The organism is Bacillus sp. FSL R9-9834 (assembly GCF_038006905.1).
Taxonomy (GTDB): domain Bacteria; phylum Bacillota; class Bacilli; order Bacillales; family Bacillaceae_G; genus Bacillus_A; species Bacillus_A pacificus.
The window spans coordinates 4,099,057-4,117,252 of the sequence record NZ_JBBOWD010000001.1 but is presented as its reverse complement, the minus strand read 5'-3'; the positions used below and the strand labels follow the sequence as shown (position 1 = coordinate 4,117,252).

The following is an 18,196-nucleotide window of genomic DNA, read 5'->3' as shown; positions in this document are numbered from 1 at the left end:
CACTTTCTTTCGGTGTTAAAATTACGTTTATGTGAAAGATTCGGGGGTTGTAAATTTATGAGTAAACGAGATTATTATGAGGTCCTTGGACTTAGCAAGGGTGCTTCAAAAGATGAAATAAAAAAAGCGTATCGTCGTTTGGCTAAAAAATACCATCCAGACGTAAGTAAAGAAGAAAATGCAATTGAAAAGTTTAAAGAAGTGCAAGAAGCATACGAAGTATTAAGCGACGATCAAAAGCGTGCGCAATATGATCAATTTGGTCATGCTGGTGCTAATCAAGGCTTCGGTGGCTTTGGCGGCGGAGGAGACTTCGGCGGTGGCTTCGGTTTTGAAGATATCTTTAGTTCATTCTTTGGCGGCGGTGGCGGCAGACGTCGTGATCCAAACGCTCCGCGTCAAGGTGCTGACTTACAATATCAAGTTACTTTAGATTTTGAAGAAGCTATTTTTGGTAAAGAGTTAAATGTTGAGATTCCAGTAGAAGATCCATGTGATACTTGTAAAGGTAGCGGGGCAAAACCAGGAACTTCAAAAGAAACATGTAAACATTGCTCAGGATCAGGGCAAGTAAGTGTAGAACAAAATACACCATTTGGTCGTATCGTAAACCGTCAAGCTTGCGGTCATTGTTCAGGAACTGGGCAAATCATTAAAGAAAAATGTACGACATGCCACGGTTCTGGTAAAGTTCGTAAACGTAAAAAAATCAATGTAAAAATTCCAGCAGGTATCGATAATGGTCAACAAATCCGCGTATCTGGAAAAGGGGAAGCGGGCGTAAATGGCGGCCCAGCAGGAGATTTATATGTTGTTGTTCATGTAAGAAATCATGAATTCTTTGAGCGCGAAGGAGATCACATTATTTGCGAAATGCCATTAACATTTGCGCAAATGGCACTTGGTGATGAAGTAGAAGTTCCTACTGTTCATGGTAAAGTGAAGCTGAAAATTCCAGCAGGAACACAAACAGGAACAGAATTCCGCCTAAAAGGAAAGGGTGCTCCGAACGTACGTGGATACGGTCAAGGAGATCAATATGTAGTCGTTCGTGTTGTTGTACCGACGAAATTAACTTCACAGCAAAAAGATTTATTGCGTGAATTTGCAGGACAAGAAGAGCAGGATGATAGTTTATTCGGAAAGCTTAAACGTGCTTTCAAAGGGGAATAATGGAAATAAAAATTGGAGTTGGTAAATTGTGAAATGGTCAGAAATTAGTATTCATACAACAGAAGAAGCAGTAGAAGCTGTCTCTCATATTTTACATGAAGCTGGTGCTAGTGGAGTTGCGATTGAGGATCCAGCAGAGTTGACGAAAGAGCGCGAGCAACAATATGGTGAAATTTATGCATTGAACCCAGATGAGTATCCGGCGGAAGGTGTATTAATAAAAGCATATTTCCCGCAAACGGATTCTTTACATGAAACAATTGCAGGTGTAAAATCATCTATTGATGTGCTTCCATCTTACGACATCGAAATTGGTACTGGAAATATTACCGTTAACGAAGTCAATGAAGAAGATTGGGCTACTGCTTGGAAAAAATATTACCATCCAGTACAAATTTCTGATACATTCACAATTGTGCCGACTTGGGAAGAATATACACCATCTTCTCCGGAAGAAAAAATTATTGAATTAGATCCAGGTATGGCATTTGGAACGGGAACTCATCCGACAACAACGATGTGTATCCGTGCTTTAGAAAAAACAGTACAGCAAGGTGATACGATCATTGATGTAGGAACAGGTTCTGGTGTACTGAGTATTGCAGCAGCGAAATTAGGTGCGTCTTCTGTTCAAGCATATGATTTAGATCCGGTTGCGGTTGAAAGTGCAGAAATGAATGTACGTTTAAATAAAACAGATGATATTGTATCTGTTGGACAAAATAGTCTTTTAGAAGGTATTGAAGGTCCTGTTGATTTAATCGTAGCTAACTTATTAGCAGAAATTATTCTATTATTCCCTGAAGATGCAGCGAGAGTTGTGAAGTCAGGCGGATTATTTATTACATCGGGCATTATTGCTGCGAAGGAAAAAGTAATTTCTGAAGCGTTAGAAAAAGCTGGATTTACAATTGAAGAAGTGTTACGAATGGAAGATTGGGTAGCAATTATTGCACGAAATGCGTAATATAGATTTTAGTCTATAATGAAAAGGGGAGTCTCTCACTATAAGGTGAGGGACTTGCCGTTTGTTATATGAAAAATGATAACGTTTCGTTCTTTTCGTAAGTATTGGCTTACGAAAGGAACGAAACTCTACTAAGGTGATTATATGCAACGTTATTTTGTAGAAGAGAAATATGTAAATGAGACAAGTATTCGCATTGTAGGTGATGACGTCCATCATATCGCAAGAGTAATGCGTATGTCAGCTGGAGATCACATTTATTGCTGTGTAAACGGAAAAACAGCCGTATGTTCAATTGATGAAATTACCAGTGAATTTATTAATACGGCTATTGTAGAATGGGTAGAGGCGTCAAGTGAACTTCCTGTTTTCGTGACGATTGCAAGTGGACTGCCGAAAGGAGACAAGCTAGAGTTAATTTTTCAAAAAGGAACTGAGCTTGGGGCAGCTGCATTCTTACCATTTCAAGCATCTCGCTCTATCGTAAAATGGGATGCAAAAAAAGCTGATAAAAAAGTTGAGCGTTTAAGAAAAATTGTGAAAGAAGCTGCGGAACAATCACATAGAAGTGAAATTCCAGAAGTACACGCCCCAGCATCGTTTAAACAATTGCTGTCAATGAGTGGTGAGTATGATGTTTGCCTTGTTGCTTACGAAGAGGAAGCGAAACAAGGAGAGAAATCTAATTTTGCGAAAGCTTTAACGATGATGAAACCAGGTCAAAAGTTATTGATTGTATTTGGCCCAGAAGGCGGTTTGGCTGAGGAAGAGATTACAGCGCTTCGTGAACATAAATTTGTACCATGTAGTTTAGGACCAAGAATTTTAAGAACAGAAACGGCGCCGTTATATGCGTTAAGTGCTGCTTCGTATCATTTTGAATTGATGGGGTGATGATCAATGTCAACTGTTGCGTTCCATACGTTAGGTTGTAAAGTAAACCACTATGAAACAGAAGCCATTTGGCAATTGTTTAAACAAGGTGGATATGAAAGAACTGAATATGAAAAAAAAGCTGATGTATATGTTATTAATACATGTACAGTAACGAATACGGGGGATAAGAAAAGTCGTCAAGTTATTAGACGTGCTGTTCGTCAAAACCCAGATGCGGTTATTTGTGTAACAGGATGTTATGCACAAACATCTCCAGCGGAAATTATGGCGATTCCAGGTGTAGATATTGTAGTTGGTACACAAGATCGTGAAAAGATGTTAGGATACATCGAAGAATTCCGTAAAGAGCGTCAGCCAATTAATGCTGTGCGTAACATTATGAAAACACGTGTATATGAAGAACTTGATGTACCTTACTTCACGGACCGTACACGTGCATCTTTAAAAATACAAGAAGGTTGTAATAACTTCTGTACATTCTGTATTATTCCTTGGGCGCGTGGTTTAATGCGCTCTCGCGATGGGAAAGAAGTTATTAAACAAGCGCAGCAATTAGTAGATGCAGGCTATAAGGAAATCGTATTAACAGGTATTCATACAGGTGGATACGGTGAAGATATTAAAGATTATAACTTAGCTGGATTACTTCGTGATATGGAAGCGGAAGTAGACGGATTAAAACGTCTTCGTATTTCTTCTATTGAAGCGAGTCAGATTTCAGATGAAGTAATTGAAGTGTTAGATAAGTCTGAAGTAGTTGTACGTCACTTACACATTCCGTTGCAATCTGGATCTAATACTGTATTAAAGCGTATGCGTCGTAAGTATACGATGGAATTTTTCCAAGAGCGCTTAGATCGTTTGAAAGAAGCGTTACCAGGTCTTGCGATTACATCAGACGTAATCGTTGGTTTCCCAGGTGAAACAGAAGAAGAATTCATGGAAACATACAATTTCATTAAAGAGAATCGCTTCTCTGAGTTGCACGTATTCCCGTATTCAAAACGTACAGGAACACCTGCAGCGCGTATGGAAGATCAAGTTCCTGAAGATGTGAAGAATGATCGTGTTCACCGTTTAATTGAACTATCTAATCAATTAGCGAAAGAGTATGCATCACAGTTTGAAGGAGAAGTACTTGAAATTATTCCAGAAGAACAATTTAAAGAGGGCGACCGTGAAGGCCTATATGTAGGTTATACAGATAACTACTTGAAAATTGTATTTGAAGGATCAGAAGAATTAATCGGTAAACTAGTGAAAGTAAAAATCACAAAAGCTGGTTATCCATATAACGAAGCGCAATTTGTTCGTGTCCTTGAAGATGATGTGAAAAAGGAATCAGCAAGCGCATAAAGTGAAACTTTAATGAGCGTGGGATTCATTCCCCGCTCATTATTAGCCCGGACCAATCGGGATAAAAAAGCATGCAAACGGAAACGATTTGCATGCTTTCTTTTTTAGTGGAGAAGTTAAGTACTGAAAATGTATGAAATGAGTAGTTGTTTCGTACGTTCCTGCATGAAAAAAGGTGTAATGATAAAAATATAGTTGCCTTCAGGGGAAAGGATAACAGCTATCTGCATAGTTTTTGAAAAAGGAAGAGCATCTATTCTTCTTTTATTCTGCCAAATAGTTGACCTGAAGTGATAAAATGTATTATAATCGTAAAAGACATGCTGAAGAAGTGTTTCTTTTTGCATGCTGGAGTTAGTATGTAAGTGTGATGTTTCGGAGGGAGGGAAAGAGAATGTCAAAAACAGTCGTTCGTAAAAACGAGTCTTTGGAGGATGCACTTCGCCGTTTTAAAAGATCGGTTTCTAAAACTGGTACACTTGCTGAAGCAAGAAAGCGCGAGTTTTATGAAAAACCAAGTGTAAAACGTAAGAAGAAATCTGAAGCGGCAAGAAAGCGTAAATTCTAAGAGAGGGTGTAAGTTATGAGTCTTCTCGGTCGTTTAAACGATGATATGAAACAAGCGATGAAGAATAAACAAAAAGAAAAATTAACCGTCATTCGTATGGTTAAGGCTGCTTTACAAAATGAAGGTATTAAACTACAGCATACTCTTACTGAAGAAGAGGAACTAACAGTTTTAGCTCGTGAAGTAAAACAGCATAAGGACTCCCTCCTTGAATTTAAAAAAGCTGGTCGTGAAGACCTTGTTAATAAACTGCAAAGTGAAATTCAGATTTTAAGCGCATATTTGCCGGAGCAATTAACGGAAGAAGAGCTAGTTGATATAATCAAGCAAGTTATTTCTGAAGTTGGTGCGACTTCTAAAGCGGATATGGGCAAGGTGATGACTGCTGTTATGCCGAAAGTAAAAGGTAAAACAGATGGATCGCTTGTGAATAAGCTGGTTATCCAGCTATTAGCATAAAAAAACGTCTCATTTCTTATGAGACGTTTTTTTATGCTTTTTTTCAGTTTGGACGTGATATTACAAGCTCTTTTTTCATACATATGGGATGAGAGGGGGTCTTTTGGGATGAAAAAATTAGAACAAATGAAGAATTGGTTAACGAAGCAAATAGACCTACCAGTGGATGTGCTAATGGATCTACCTCGGATCACGCTTGTTGGGCAAGTGCATATCTATATAGAAAATCATCGAGGTTTATTAGTATTTTCAGATAAAGAAGTAAGATTGTTGTTAAAGCATGGTCAGTTATTAATTAAGGGGCAGTCCTTTGTTATTAAAACAATCCTTCCGGAAGAACTTTTGCTTGAAGGGATAATTGAGCAAGTGACGTTTTTAGAAGACGAACAGAAAGAGAAGTAAGGGAAACTTCCGTATGTGAAGTTTTTCTTCTTTATTCTAATGATTTGCCCCTACTATTTAGTTTATCCCGCTTTCATGGGCAGTAAGCCTACGCCTCAAAATTCAGCGAAAGCAAAGAAGTTAGGTGGGGGTCGGGCTGTCCATTAAAGTCCGATTGGTGAGGGCTGATTAAAGTCTCACTTTATCCCGCTATTTATGGAAAATAAAACTCTTTATTTCATTTTCGTACGAGCTATTTTGCTAATTAAAGTGAAAAGTAGTGTGTCTACTTTTGGAAAGGTAGTGAAGGTAGTAGATGAAAAATAAATGGTTTATAAAGTGGCTTGGATATGTAAAGGTACGAATTGAAGGTAGAGGAGCGGAACGGTTCGTTAATGAATGTGTGCGTAGGAAATTATTAGTTTGGGACGTTAAGAAAATTGCCGATGAAACGTTAGTCTTCTGTATGCTATTACGAGATGTGAAAAAAATAAAGCCGATTTATAGAAAAAATGAGTGTAAACTATATTTTATTGGGCGTTACGGTTTTCCTTTTTGGAATAAACGTCTAATTAAAAATAGTGGATTCTTAATTGGTTTTTTAATTTTCTTCTTTGGCATGATTGCATTATCGAATATGGTTTGGAAAATTGAAATTACAGGAGCGAAACCTGAAACAGAATATATATTGATGAAAGAATTGGACAAAATGGGTATTAAAAAAGGAAAATTACAATTCCAAATGCCTAGTGTAGAAGATGTACAACGTCATTTGACGGACAATATTAATGCGATTACTTGGGCAGGACTAGAAGTAAGGGGAACGACGTACCATTTTAAAATTGTTGAAAAAAATGAGCCGAAAAAAGAAAAAGAACAAAGGCCGCAAAATTTAGTGGCAAAAAAAGAAGCGATTGTTACAAAAACATTTGTTGAAGTTGGAAAACCAGTCGTTTTAAAAAATGATCATGTAGAAAAAGGTCAGCTTCTCGTATCAGGGATATACGGTAATGAGGAGAGTCCAACGATTGTTTCGGCGAAAGGTATTGTATATGGAGAAACGTGGTACACATCTGAGGTGAATGTACCACTCAAGACGCAATTTCAAGTATATACTGGTAATACGTATAATGAGCATTACCTTACATTTGGGAGTACAAAAATAAAAATATGGGGATTTCAGCATGATAAGTATAAACGTTCTCGTACGGAAAATGTAAAACATGATGTGAAATTATTTGGTTTTACACTGCCGATTGCATATGAAAAAGATGTAGTGCGAGAAGAGGAAGAGGCGAACCGAGAATATACAGAAAAACAGGCAATGAAAGTAGCGAAAGAAATGGCTGAAAAAGAACTAAAGAAAAAATTGGATGAACATGCTATGATTGTAAGTGATAAGATTTTGAGTAAAGAGGTTGAGGCGGATCAACTAAAAGTCACTTTGCATTATACTGTGATTGAAAATATTGCAGAGCCACAACCAATATCCGAATCCGATATTCAAGGAGACTGAGTAATGGCAGAACAATTAGTAGAAATGAACCAACAATTGGAAAATACTAACGAAGCAATCGCTCTTTTTGGAGTCAATGATGCTCATTTGAAAGTAATTGAACGGGAACTGAATGTATCAATCGTAACTAGAGGTGAAACTGTTCGTGCATCTGGAGCAGTTGAAACTGTGACACTCGTAGAAAAAATCTTACAACAACTACTTGTTGTTATTCGAAAAGGTGTGTCAATTACAGAAAGAGATGTTGCGTATGCAATTCAGCTCGCACAACAAGGGAAAATTGCTCAATTTGAAGAGTTATATGAAGAAGAAATCTTTAAAACGGCAAAAGGTAAATCCATTCGTGTAAAAACGATGGGACAAAGAAGATATATTCATGCAATGAAGAAAAATGATATTGTATTTGGAATAGGACCTGCCGGGACTGGGAAAACATACTTAGCTGTAGTAATGGCTGTAAGAGCTTTAAAGCAAGGGTATGTAAAGAAAATCATTTTAACAAGACCGGCTGTAGAAGCTGGAGAAAGTTTAGGATTTTTACCAGGTGATTTGAAAGAGAAGGTAGATCCGTACTTACGTCCATTGTATGATGCTCTGCACGATATTCTTGGACAAGAATATACGCAGCGTATGATGGAGAGAGGTGTAATTGAAATCGCGCCTCTTGCTTATATGAGAGGACGTACGCTCGATGATTCATTTGTTATTTTAGATGAAGCGCAAAATACAACGGGTGCACAAATAAAAATGTTTTTAACAAGATTAGGTTTTAGTTCTAAAATGGTTATTACGGGGGATCCCTCACAAGTAGACTTACCAAAAGGGGTAAAATCAGGGCTTACGCTAGCTGCTAACATTTTATCTGGTGTATCAGGTCTTTCATTCATTACGTTAGAACAAACGGACGTTGTAAGGCATCCACTGGTACAACGTATTATTGAGGCATATGATAAAATGGAATGATCCTATTTGTCAGGATCATTTCTTTTTGTATTAAGGTTGGCGAACGGCATATTTTTTACTATCATAAAAGATAAGAGAAATAAACTATAGGTACTGGTGTATAAAATTGTTACCTAAAAGTATCGTTGGCTAGAAGAAATGAAAGCTATAAATAGTTTCACTTTATTTCTAGAGAGGAGAAGGTATTGAAATCATGTTAAGATCTCAAGAAATTTCTAAGTGGTTTCGTAATTTACAACATTCGAAAAAACTAAGTTGGATTTCTTACGTTTTATTAGGGGCAGTGCTATTTTTTGCACTTATGAATAATGTGAAACCAGAGCAATTAGATGTTGATATGTATTCTATTGCGAAAAAAACAATTCATTCTCCTATTAAAATTGAAGATAAGGTTATAACGGAAAGAAAAAAACAAGAGGCCGCTCAAAAAGTCGGGGATCAATATACATATAGAAGTGAATATAAACAAAATAGAGTAGATATTGTAAATGATGTTTTTGCTAAGGTGAATGAAGTAATTCAGGAGATGAAAGCTGCTGGACCTGAAGAGCAAAAAAAGATGACCGATGCGAATAAATTAGAAAAGTTGAAGAAGAAGTTGCCATCTAATTTAACGAAGGAATTATCGGATGAGAATTTATTATACTTTATTAATGCAGAACCGGATCAATTAGAATTAGCAAAGAATGCGGCTTTAACGTCTGTTAGCGTTATCATGGGTGGAAATATTAAAATGTCCGAAGAAATGGCAGCGAAAGAGCGATTTGTTAATGAAATGAAAAGCCTGAATGTGAATAGCGGATTGAAAGAAGCTGTGAATGCACTAGGATCATATGCGATTACAGCAAATTATTTCTATGATCCTGCTGTAACGAAAGAGAAGAAGAAAGCAGAAGAAGATTTAGTTCCACCTGTTTATATTCTTCAAGGACAAGTTATTGTTAGAGAAGGTGAAACAATTTCAAGTGATATGTATAATCAGTTGAAATTAGTCGGTTTATTAGAGAAGGGTAATAGTTTTCAGCCTTATGTTGGATTAGCTGTGCTCATTGGTGTGTTACTATACTTTATGCATAAGCAGTTTGAAGTATTTTTACAGCGGAAAAGAGAAGACAAACCGTACATTTTAGCGTATATTACAATTTTGTCTATCACGATTGTTTTAATGAAAATTATTAGTTTGTTTCAAAAGCTTGAATATGCAGGAATTGCGTATGTTGTCCCAGTTGCGATGGGAACGATACTTGTAAAACTAATGATTGGCGATCGATTTGTATTTTTAACAAGTATGATTTTTTCTGTGTGCGGAAGTATTATGTTTAATGAAGGAGTAACAAGTACACTAAATTATAGTGTGGGTATTTATGTGTTATTAAGTTCATTATCAGTGAGTATTTTCTTAAGAGAAAAAAATCGTCGTACGATGATTTTACAAGCTGGTATACTCGTATCTATCTTAAATGTAGTCGTCTTGGCGGCGTTATTATTATTACGTAATGGGAATTTTTCACCTCTTGAAATTGGTACGCAATTATTAATGGCTTCCCTTTCAGGAATTATCTCATCCGTTTTGGCTATGGGGATATTACCATATTTAGAAAGTGGACTTGGAATTGTATCGAGTATGAAGCTTATGGAATTATCAAGTCCGAATCATCCGCTTTTGCGTAGAATTTTATTAGAAGCGCCAGGAACATATCATCACAGTGTAATGGTAGCGAATCTCTCTGAGGCAGCTTGTGAAGCAGTTGGAGCAAATGGTGTATTAGCGCGTGTAGGGGCGTATTATCATGATGTAGGAAAAACAGTACAACCGCAATTCTTTATTGAAAACCAGATGGGAATTGAGAATCCACATGATAAATTAGATCCTGTGACGAGTAAAGATATTATCATTGCTCATGTAACCGATGGAGTAAAGATGCTCGAAGAATACCATATTCCGCAAGAAATTATTGATATTGCTGGGCAACACCATGGTACAACGCTTCTTAAATATTTTTATTATAAGGCGATTAAAGAAGATAAAGAAAAATATACAGAAGAGATGTTCCGATATCCGGGATCAAAAGCAACTTCTAAAGAATCGGCAATCGTTGGTATTGCGGATAGTGTTGAGGCGGCGGTACGTTCTATGAATCACCCAACGCCAGAGCAAATTAATAATTTAGTACAAAGTATTATTAAAGATCGCCTGCAAGATGGGCAATTTAGTGAATGTGATTTGACATTTAAGGAACTACAAATCGTTGGAAAAACGTTATGTGAAACGTTAAATGGTATTTTCCATTCGCGTATTACATATCCGGAACCACCGGAAGAAAAGGAGAAAGAATGAGTTTATTAATTGATTTCATTGATGAAACAGAAGAAGTGAAAGAAGAATATGTGAATTTAATTCGTGAGATATTAGGAAAAGCAGCTCAAATGGAAAAAATAGAGGATGGTGCGGAGTTATCAGTGACATTTGTAGATAACGAACGCATTCGCGAGATTAATCGTGATTACCGAGATAAAGATCAGCCTACTGATGTCATTTCCTTTGCCATGGAAGAAATGGGAGAAGGGGAAATGGAAATTGTGGGCGCAGAAATGCCGCGTATGTTAGGTGACCTTATTATTTCTATTCCGAGAGCGAAAGAACAAGCTGAAGAGTATGGACATTCTTTTGATCGTGAACTTGGCTTTTTAGCGTTACATGGCTTTTTACATTTGCTTGGTTATGACCACATGACAGAAGAGGATGAAAAAGAAATGTTTGGAAGACAAAAAGAAATTTTAGAAGCATTTGGATTAGGACGATGAAAAAAGGAAAACTTATAGATAGTTTTGGATATGCTATAGCAGGTGTATTCTTTTGTCTTCGTCATGAACGAAATATGAAAATTCATTATGTAGCCGCAGTCATTGTTATATGCTGCGGCTTTTATTTCCATATTACGAAAGTAGAGTGGATGATATTACTTATTGTAATAGGAATTGTAATGAGCTTAGAGATGGTAAATACGGCTGTGGAAAAAACAGTAGATTTAGCGACTGCTGATATACATCCGTTTGCGAAAGTCGCAAAGGATGTCGCAGCAGGAGCGGTTTTATTGTTTGCGATAATAGCCGTTATAATTGGTGCTATTATCTTTTTACCGTATGTGGTATAGTTGCATTCCAAAGCTTTTATTAAGCTTTGAAGGTGCCGTAAAGGCCTTTAATAAGAGAGTGTATCTATTCACAGCTGGGAACAGGAAGGATGCGGGAATATGAATAGTAAACAATTAATTCAAGAAGCAATCGAAGCGCGTAAACAAGCGTACGTACCATATTCTAAATTTCAAGTAGGTGCAGCATTATTAACGCGCGATGGAAAAGTATATCGTGGATGTAATGTTGAGAATGCATCATATGGTTTATGTAACTGTGCAGAAAGAACAGCTTTATTTAAGGCGGTTTCTGAAGGAGATAAAGAGTTTGTAGCTATCGCAATTGTGGCGGATACGAAGCGTCCAGTACCTCCTTGTGGAGCATGTCGACAAGTTATGGTAGAATTATGTAAACAGGATACGAAAGTATACCTATCAAATTTACATGGTGACGTTCAAGAGACAACAGTCGGAGAATTGTTACCAGGAGCATTTTTAGCGGAGGATTTACATGAATAGAAAAGGTTATAAATCAGGTTTTGTCTCTATTATTGGCAGACCGAATGTTGGGAAATCTACATTTTTAAATCGTATTATTGGTCAAAAAATTGCTATTATGAGTGACAAGCCACAAACAACTCGTAATAAAATTCAAGGCGTATATACAGAAAATGATTCACAAGTAATTTTCATTGATACACCAGGAATACATAAACCTAAACATAAACTAGGCGACTTCATGGTGAAGATGGCGCAAACGACATTAAAAGAAGTTGATATCGTTCTGTTTATGGTGAATGCTGTCGAAGGCTTTGGTCGTGGTGAAGAATTCATCATCGAGAAGTTAAAAGAAACGAAACAACCAGTATTTTTAGTTATTAATAAAATTGACCAAGTTCACCCAGAACAATTATTAGAGCTAATTGATCAATATCGCAAATTACATGACTTTGCAGAAATCGTACCAATTTCTGCATTAGACGGTAATAATGTGGAAGCTCTAATTGGAACAATTAAAAAGTATTTACCGGAAGGACCACAATACTACCCGGATAATCAAGTAACGGATCATCCGGAGAGATTTATTATTGCAGAGCTTATTCGTGAAAAAGTACTACATTTAACACGTGAAGAAGTGCCGCATTCTGTGGCTGTTGTTATCGATGCAATTCAAAAACGCGAAGGCGGGGCAGTTTATATCAATGCAACGATTGTTGTTGAACGTCCGTCGCAAAAAGGGATTATTATCGGAAAACAAGGGAAGATGTTAAAAGAAGTCGGTAAGCGAGCTCGTTTTGATATTGAAGCATTACTTGGTTCTAAAGTATTTTTAGAAGTATGGGTAAAAGTGCAAAAAGATTGGCGAAATAAAATGTCTCAGCTTCGTGACCTTGGTTTCCGCGAAGACGAGTATTAAAATAGAGTAAAGCTGTAATCAGCGGATGTTTTGTTCATCCGCTGATTATTGGTTTTTATGAGTTTTGATAAATTAGGAAAAATTTTTCTCACATGAAAATGGACAAAATGGGTCAATTTAATAACAACAAAGGAAATTGGTTTATAGGCTACGCTTATTGAGAAAGGTGGATTCTTATGCTAGATTTTACCTGGAAGTTTTTCTCCAAAACAGGAAGCATTGAGACGTATTTGCTTTTGAAAGAAATGGAAAAAGACGTAAACGATGAGATGGATCAACATGAAGAGGAGCTAGCGCATCTAGACTCTCCAATTTCTTGACCCGTTTTGTTCAAACCTTGGATGGTGACGAACATGTTTCAAAAAGTTGAGGGCATCGTTATCCGTACGACAGATTACGGAGAAACGAACAAGATTGTTACAATATTCTCAAGAGAATTGGGTAAGGTAAGTGCAATGGCAAGAGGAGCGAAAAAACCGAAAAGCCGGTTAGCATCTGTTTCGCAACTTATGACACATGGTCATTTTCTTATTCAAATGGGATCTGGACTTGGAACTTTGCAACAAGGCGAGATTATTTCAACTATGAAAGAAATTCGCGAGGATATATTTTTAACTGCTTATGCATCATTTATTGTTGAGTTAACTGATAAAGCAACAGAAGATAAAAAACATAATCCATATTTATTTGAAATGTTATATCAAACGTTGCATTATATGTGTGAGGGTGTTGATCCAGAAGTATTATCATTAATTTATCAAACGAAAATGCTTCCGGTATTAGGGATGCGCCCGTACTTTGATACATGTGCGATTTGTCATCAAGAAACAGATTTTGTCGCCTTCTCTGTTAGGGAGGGCGGTTTTCTGTGCTCACGTCATGCTGAGCAAGATCAGTATCGTATACCAGTGGGGGAAGCCGTTCATAAATTATTGCGTCTTTTCTACCACTTCGATTTACATAGACTTGGCAATGTATCAGTGAAGGATAGTACAAAAAAACAAATGCGTTTAGTATTGAATACATATTATGATGAATATTGCGGGATTTATTTGAAATCAAGACGTTTCTTAGAACAACTTGATAAGTTTCAAATATAATTTGGGGCCGTATACGGTCCTTTTTACATCCTTTCTTTTTCGAATAGCATATTTAGTATATAATATTTAAGAGATAGTATAACTTTTTTCGTTGTGCATTAAAGGTGGTGATTATCATAGAGCTGAATAAACGGCAAGAACATATCATTCAGATTGTAAAAGATCACGGTCCTATTACAGGGGAGTCAATTGCTGCGCAATTGGGATTAACACGTGCAACGCTAAGACCAGACTTAGCAATTTTAACGATGGCTGGTTATTTAGAAGCACGTCCACGCGTAGGTTATTTTTATACGGGTAAAACTGGGGGGCAGTTATTATCTGAAGCTGTTAAGAAAATTAAAGTACAAGATTATCAATCTAGACCGGTTGTAATTGATAAAAATGTATCGGTATACGATGCGATTTGTACTATGTTTTTAGAGGATGTAGGTACATTATTCGTTGTAGATCAATCGACTCTATTAGTAGGCGTTGTATCTCGTAAAGATTTATTACGAGCTAGCTTAGGGAAGCAGGATTTAACCTCACTTCCGGTTAATATTATCATGACAAGGATGCCAAACATTGCGATGTGTCGTAGAGAAGATTCTTTATATGATATTGCGATGGAATTAATAGAAAGACAGATTGATGCGATGCCAGTTGTAAAAGATACGAAACAAGGTTTAGAAGTGGTTGGACGAATTACAAAAACAAATATTACACGTGCGTTTGTAAACTTAGTAAATAACGAATAAGTGTAATTTGTTTAAAGTGAGGTAATGTAATGGATAATAAAATCGTATATGTCGTATCTGACTCTGTAGGAGAAACGGCTGATTTGGTTGTTCGAGCAGCAATGGGGCAATTCCCATTTGCTCCTGATATTAGACGTGTGCCGTATGTAGAAGATACAGGGACATTAAAAGAAGTGATTTCGATTGCTAAGAGCAATCAAGCACTTATTTGTTTTACGTTAGTAAAGCCTGACATGCGCCAATATTTAGTGACAGAGGCTGCAAAAGAAGGTGTAGAGGCATATGATATTATTGGCCCTCTAATCGATCAAATTGAAGAAATTACCGGGCAAGTGCCTAGATATGAGCCTGGTGTTGTTCGTAGGTTAGATGAAGAATACTTTAAAAAGATTGAAGCGATTGAGTTTGCTGTGAAGTATGATGATGGTAGAGATGCACGTGGTATTTTAAAAGCAGATATCGTGTTAATAGGGATTTCGCGCACATCAAAAACACCACTTTCTCAATATTTAGCTCACAACAAACGTTTGAAAGTTGCCAACGTACCACTAGTACCAGAAGTAGATCCGCCTGAAGAATTATATCAAGTGGCTAAAGAAAAATGCTTCGGTTTGAAAATTACGCCAGAGAAGTTAAATCATATTCGAAAAGAGCGATTGAAATCACTTGGACTAAGTGACGGAGCAACATATGCCAATATTAATCGTATTAAAGAAGAGATTGATCACTTTGAGAATGTAGTTAGTAAAATAAATTGTCAAGTAATTGATGTATCGAACAAAGCGATTGAAGAGACAGCTAACATTATTGTGAATGCAGTGCAAAACCAAAAAATGTTTTAGCACATTTACCAAAGGTGAATGTGCTTTTTTCGCTCGTGAGAAACACAGTGCCTACTGATTTCGTAATAGATGATAGTGAAGTGGTTATACTTATATTCTTCTGTCTTTTTATTATGTTAAAAGTAGGGTTTCGCTATCCTGAAATAGAAGATGAAAAAATAAAGGGATATGTAGCGTAGTTGAAGAAAATATATTATAATAAAAAATTGTGATAAAAACCTATATTTTACGTTTAGACTTTAATTTTTCAGAATAAACTAGGGATAGGATTTAAGAAATGACATGTAATTACGTTAAATCGACAAAATCTATACAAGAAAACGCACATTATGGAAGGATTCGCAGAAGGGATGTAGAATACAGAAATATGCAAAACATCAATATGGTATGAGTTGATGCAGATGCATATACTGTGAAGGCTGACAATTGTGCGAGTTGGAACGAAATTTCATGTCAAAATTTTGTTTGTCACATCGTATGCTCATCGTTTAAGGAAGTAGCGAGGGAATTTGGATCTATGTAGATACTGAATAAGCAAAAGTTGATTTCTTTATATGTATCAACATGCAAAAAACAGATCTCGTGATCACATAGGATATGGTGCTTGCTAGTCTTCTTGTGAAAAAGTGCATATGTATTGTCTCCATGAGGTACATTTGTAATAGATGAGCAAATGGATACAATTTTATATAGTAGGTACGTATCTGCGAAGTTACGCAGAAAAGGGTCTGCAAAATCGCTTGATAACGTGATCGACAACATTTTTTAATAAGTTTAGAAAAAATATTGTCGAATTATAAAGGAATTTTTTAATTTATATCGAATACAAAATACGACACGGAGATGGAGTTATGGGGAACAGAATTCCTGAAGAAGTTGTTGAACAAATTCGGACATCATCCGATATTGTCGAAGTGATTGGTGAATACGTTCAACTTAGAAAACAGGGACGTAACTATTTCGGCCTTTGTCCGTTTCATGGTGAGAATTCTCCTTCATTCTCTGTTTCATCTGACAAGCAAATTTTTCATTGCTTCGGATGTGGAGAAGGTGGAAATGTATTTTCCTTTCTAATGAAAATGGAAGGACTGGCTTTTACCGAAGCTGTTCAAAAGTTAGGTGAAAGAAATGGAATTGCGGTTGCAGAGTATACATCAGGGCAAGGACAACAAGAAGACATATCTGATGACACTGTCATCATGCAACAGGCTCATGAACTTTTAAAAAAGTATTATCATCATTTATTAGTAAATACAGAAGAAGGAAATGAAGCACTTTCGTATTTGTTAAAACGTGGTATTACAAAAGAGATGATTGAGAAGTTTGAAATTGGTTATGCGTCACCTGCTTGGGATGCAGCAACGAAAATTTTACAAAAAAGAGGTTTATCGTTGTCTAGTATGGAACAAGCTGGTCTTCTCATAAGAAGCGAGAAGGATGGTAGTCATTATGATCGCTTCCGTGGAAGAGTTATGTTTCCAATCTATACGTTACAAGGTAAAGTGATAGCGTTTAGTGGAAGGGCGTTAGGAGATGACACTCCGAAATATTTAAATAGCCCAGAAACACCAATTTTTCACAAAAGTAAATTGTTGTATAACTTCCATCAAGCAAGGCCGTTTATTAGAAAACGTGGGCAAGTGGTCCTTTTTGAAGGGTATGCCGACGTACTAGCTGCGGTAAAAAGTGGTGTGGAAGAAGCTGTTGCGACAATGGGAACAGCTTTAACTGAAGAACAAGCAAAACTTCTGCGACGTAACGTTGAAACTGTTGTTCTTTGCTATGATGGTGATAAAGCAGGGCGAGAAGCGACGATGAAAGCAGGGCAATTATTGTTGCAAGTTGGTTGCCAAGTGAAAGTTACATCCTTGCCAGATAAGCTTGATCCTGATGAATATGTGCAACAATATGGGACAACTGCTTTTGAAAATCTTGTGAAATCAAGTATAAGTTTTGTTGGTTTTAAAATAAATCATTTGCGTTTAGGGAAAAATTTGCAAGATGAGTCGGGCAAAGAAGAGTATGTGAAAAGTGTTTTAAAAGAGTTATCGTTGTTACAGGATGCGATGCAGGCAGAATCATATTTGAAGTCATTATCGCAAGAATTTTCGTATTCAATGGAAACACTTTTGAATCAATTGCACCAATATCGCAAAGAACAAAAGGTACAACAAAAACAAGTAAAGCAGGTTTCTAAACCGTCTCAAATTGTTCAAGCAAAACCGAAGTTAACAGGTTTTGAAAGGGCTGAAAGAGAAATTATTTACCATATGTTGCAAAGTCCAGAAGTGGCCGTTCGTATGGAATCCCACATAGAAGATTTTCATACAGAAGAACATAAAGGGATTTTATATGAACTATACGCATATTATGAAAAGGGAAATGAACCTTCAGTCGGAACATTTTTAAGTTGGCTCTCTGATGAAAAGTTGAAAAATATTATTACTGATATTTCGACGGATGAATTTATTAATCCAGAATACACAGAAGAAGTGTTACAAGGCCATTTGGAGACGCTTAGACGTCATCAAGAAAAACTTGAAAAGATGGAAATCATCTTCAAGATAAAACAAATGGAAAAGACAGATCCTGTAGAGGCTGCTAAATATTATGTAGCATATTTACAAAATCAAAAAGCGAGAAAATAGCTTTTTTGATAAATTTTTAGTATAATGAATGTTTG

The 18,196-nt window shown here is 36.6% G+C and carries 19 protein-coding genes; all 19 read left to right on the top strand.

Annotation, left to right across the window (positions count from 1 at the left end; genetic code table 11):
* The first annotated feature begins 57 nt into the window (after window positions 1–57).
* The 19 genes from dnaJ (at window position 58) to dnaG (ending at window position 18,161) form a co-directional block, all read left to right on the top strand.
* Window positions 58–1,173, top strand: a complete 1,116-nt coding sequence (gene dnaJ, locus MKY00_RS21485; RefSeq protein ID WP_000043935.1) for a chaperone protein DnaJ — start codon at window positions 58–60, stop codon at window positions 1,171–1,173.
* 28 nt (window positions 1,174–1,201) lie between these two features.
* The gene (prmA, locus tag MKY00_RS21480; RefSeq protein WP_000872110.1) at window positions 1,202–2,140 is read left to right on the top strand and encodes a 50S ribosomal protein L11 methyltransferase; all 939 of its coding nucleotides are present in this window, start codon (window positions 1,202–1,204) and stop codon (window positions 2,138–2,140) included.
* 144 nt (window positions 2,141–2,284) lie between these two features.
* Entirely contained in the window at window positions 2,285–3,034 is a 750-nt protein-coding gene (locus tag MKY00_RS21475; protein WP_001190157.1) for a 16S rRNA (uracil(1498)-N(3))-methyltransferase, read from the top strand.
* A 6-nt stretch (window positions 3,035–3,040) separates the two neighbouring features.
* Window positions 3,041–4,393: a tRNA (N(6)-L-threonylcarbamoyladenosine(37)-C(2))-methylthiotransferase MtaB gene (gene mtaB / locus MKY00_RS21470; protein WP_000108677.1), complete on the top strand. Its 1,353-nt coding sequence runs from the start codon at window positions 3,041–3,043 to the stop codon at window positions 4,391–4,393.
* Window positions 4,394–4,787: 394 nt separating this feature from the next.
* Window positions 4,788–4,961: a 30S ribosomal protein S21 gene (gene rpsU / locus MKY00_RS21465; protein WP_000048061.1), complete on the top strand. Its 174-nt coding sequence runs from the start codon at window positions 4,788–4,790 to the stop codon at window positions 4,959–4,961.
* Between the two features lie 15 nt (window positions 4,962–4,976).
* On the top strand, window positions 4,977–5,420 hold the full coding sequence (locus tag MKY00_RS21460) for a GatB/YqeY domain-containing protein (protein WP_000054571.1): 444 nt from the start codon (window positions 4,977–4,979) through the stop codon (window positions 5,418–5,420).
* Window positions 5,421–5,528: 108 nt separating this feature from the next.
* Window positions 5,529–5,822 carry a sporulation protein YqfC gene (gene yqfC / locus MKY00_RS21455; RefSeq protein ID WP_000732266.1) on the top strand — a complete coding sequence of 98 codons (294 nt, stop codon included), beginning with the start codon at window positions 5,529–5,531 and terminating at the stop codon, window positions 5,820–5,822.
* A gap of 295 nt (window positions 5,823–6,117) precedes the next feature.
* Window positions 6,118–7,317 (top strand): sporulation protein YqfD, encoded by a 1,200-nt coding sequence (gene yqfD / locus MKY00_RS21450; protein ID WP_016718497.1) that lies wholly within the window; start codon window positions 6,118–6,120, stop codon window positions 7,315–7,317.
* Window positions 7,318–7,320: 3 nt separating this feature from the next.
* Window positions 7,321–8,280, top strand: a complete 960-nt coding sequence (locus tag MKY00_RS21445; RefSeq protein WP_016718496.1) for a PhoH family protein — start codon at window positions 7,321–7,323, stop codon at window positions 8,278–8,280.
* A 193-nt stretch (window positions 8,281–8,473) separates the two neighbouring features.
* The gene (locus MKY00_RS21440; protein ID WP_016718495.1) at window positions 8,474–10,618 is read left to right on the top strand and encodes an HD family phosphohydrolase; all 2,145 of its coding nucleotides are present in this window, start codon (window positions 8,474–8,476) and stop codon (window positions 10,616–10,618) included.
* Window positions 10,615–11,085 (top strand): rRNA maturation RNase YbeY, encoded by a 471-nt coding sequence (gene ybeY / locus MKY00_RS21435; protein ID WP_000054691.1) that lies wholly within the window; start codon window positions 10,615–10,617, stop codon window positions 11,083–11,085. The genes MKY00_RS21440 and ybeY overlap by 4 nt, the downstream gene beginning before the upstream one ends.
* On the top strand, window positions 11,082–11,435 hold the full coding sequence (locus tag MKY00_RS21430; RefSeq protein ID WP_000715476.1) for a diacylglycerol kinase family protein: 354 nt from the start codon (window positions 11,082–11,084) through the stop codon (window positions 11,433–11,435). Before ybeY ends, MKY00_RS21430 begins: the two co-directional genes overlap by 4 nt.
* A gap of 99 nt (window positions 11,436–11,534) precedes the next feature.
* Entirely contained in the window at window positions 11,535–11,933 is a 399-nt protein-coding gene (locus MKY00_RS21425; protein WP_001086296.1) for a cytidine deaminase, read from the top strand.
* On the top strand, window positions 11,926–12,831 hold the full coding sequence (gene era, locus MKY00_RS21420) for a GTPase Era (RefSeq protein WP_001080241.1): 906 nt from the start codon (window positions 11,926–11,928) through the stop codon (window positions 12,829–12,831). The genes MKY00_RS21425 and era overlap by 8 nt, the downstream gene beginning before the upstream one ends.
* A gap of 176 nt (window positions 12,832–13,007) precedes the next feature.
* A complete protein-coding gene (locus MKY00_RS21415; RefSeq protein ID WP_000883924.1) occupies window positions 13,008–13,151 on the top strand; it encodes a YqzL family protein in 144 nt (47 codons plus the stop codon).
* Between the two features lie 33 nt (window positions 13,152–13,184).
* Complete coding sequence (recO, locus tag MKY00_RS21410) at window positions 13,185–13,931, top strand: DNA repair protein RecO (RefSeq protein WP_000487010.1); 747 nt, start codon at window positions 13,185–13,187, stop codon at window positions 13,929–13,931.
* 107 nt (window positions 13,932–14,038) lie between these two features.
* On the top strand, window positions 14,039–14,671 hold the full coding sequence (locus tag MKY00_RS21405) for a helix-turn-helix transcriptional regulator (RefSeq protein ID WP_000583759.1): 633 nt from the start codon (window positions 14,039–14,041) through the stop codon (window positions 14,669–14,671).
* A 29-nt stretch (window positions 14,672–14,700) separates the two neighbouring features.
* Entirely contained in the window at window positions 14,701–15,513 is an 813-nt protein-coding gene (locus MKY00_RS21400) for a pyruvate, water dikinase regulatory protein (protein ID WP_000368943.1), read from the top strand.
* Window positions 15,514–16,364: 851 nt separating this feature from the next.
* Window positions 16,365–18,161 (top strand): DNA primase, encoded by a 1,797-nt coding sequence (gene dnaG, locus MKY00_RS21395; RefSeq protein WP_000528214.1) that lies wholly within the window; start codon window positions 16,365–16,367, stop codon window positions 18,159–18,161.
* Window positions 18,162–18,196: the final 35 nt, after the last annotated feature.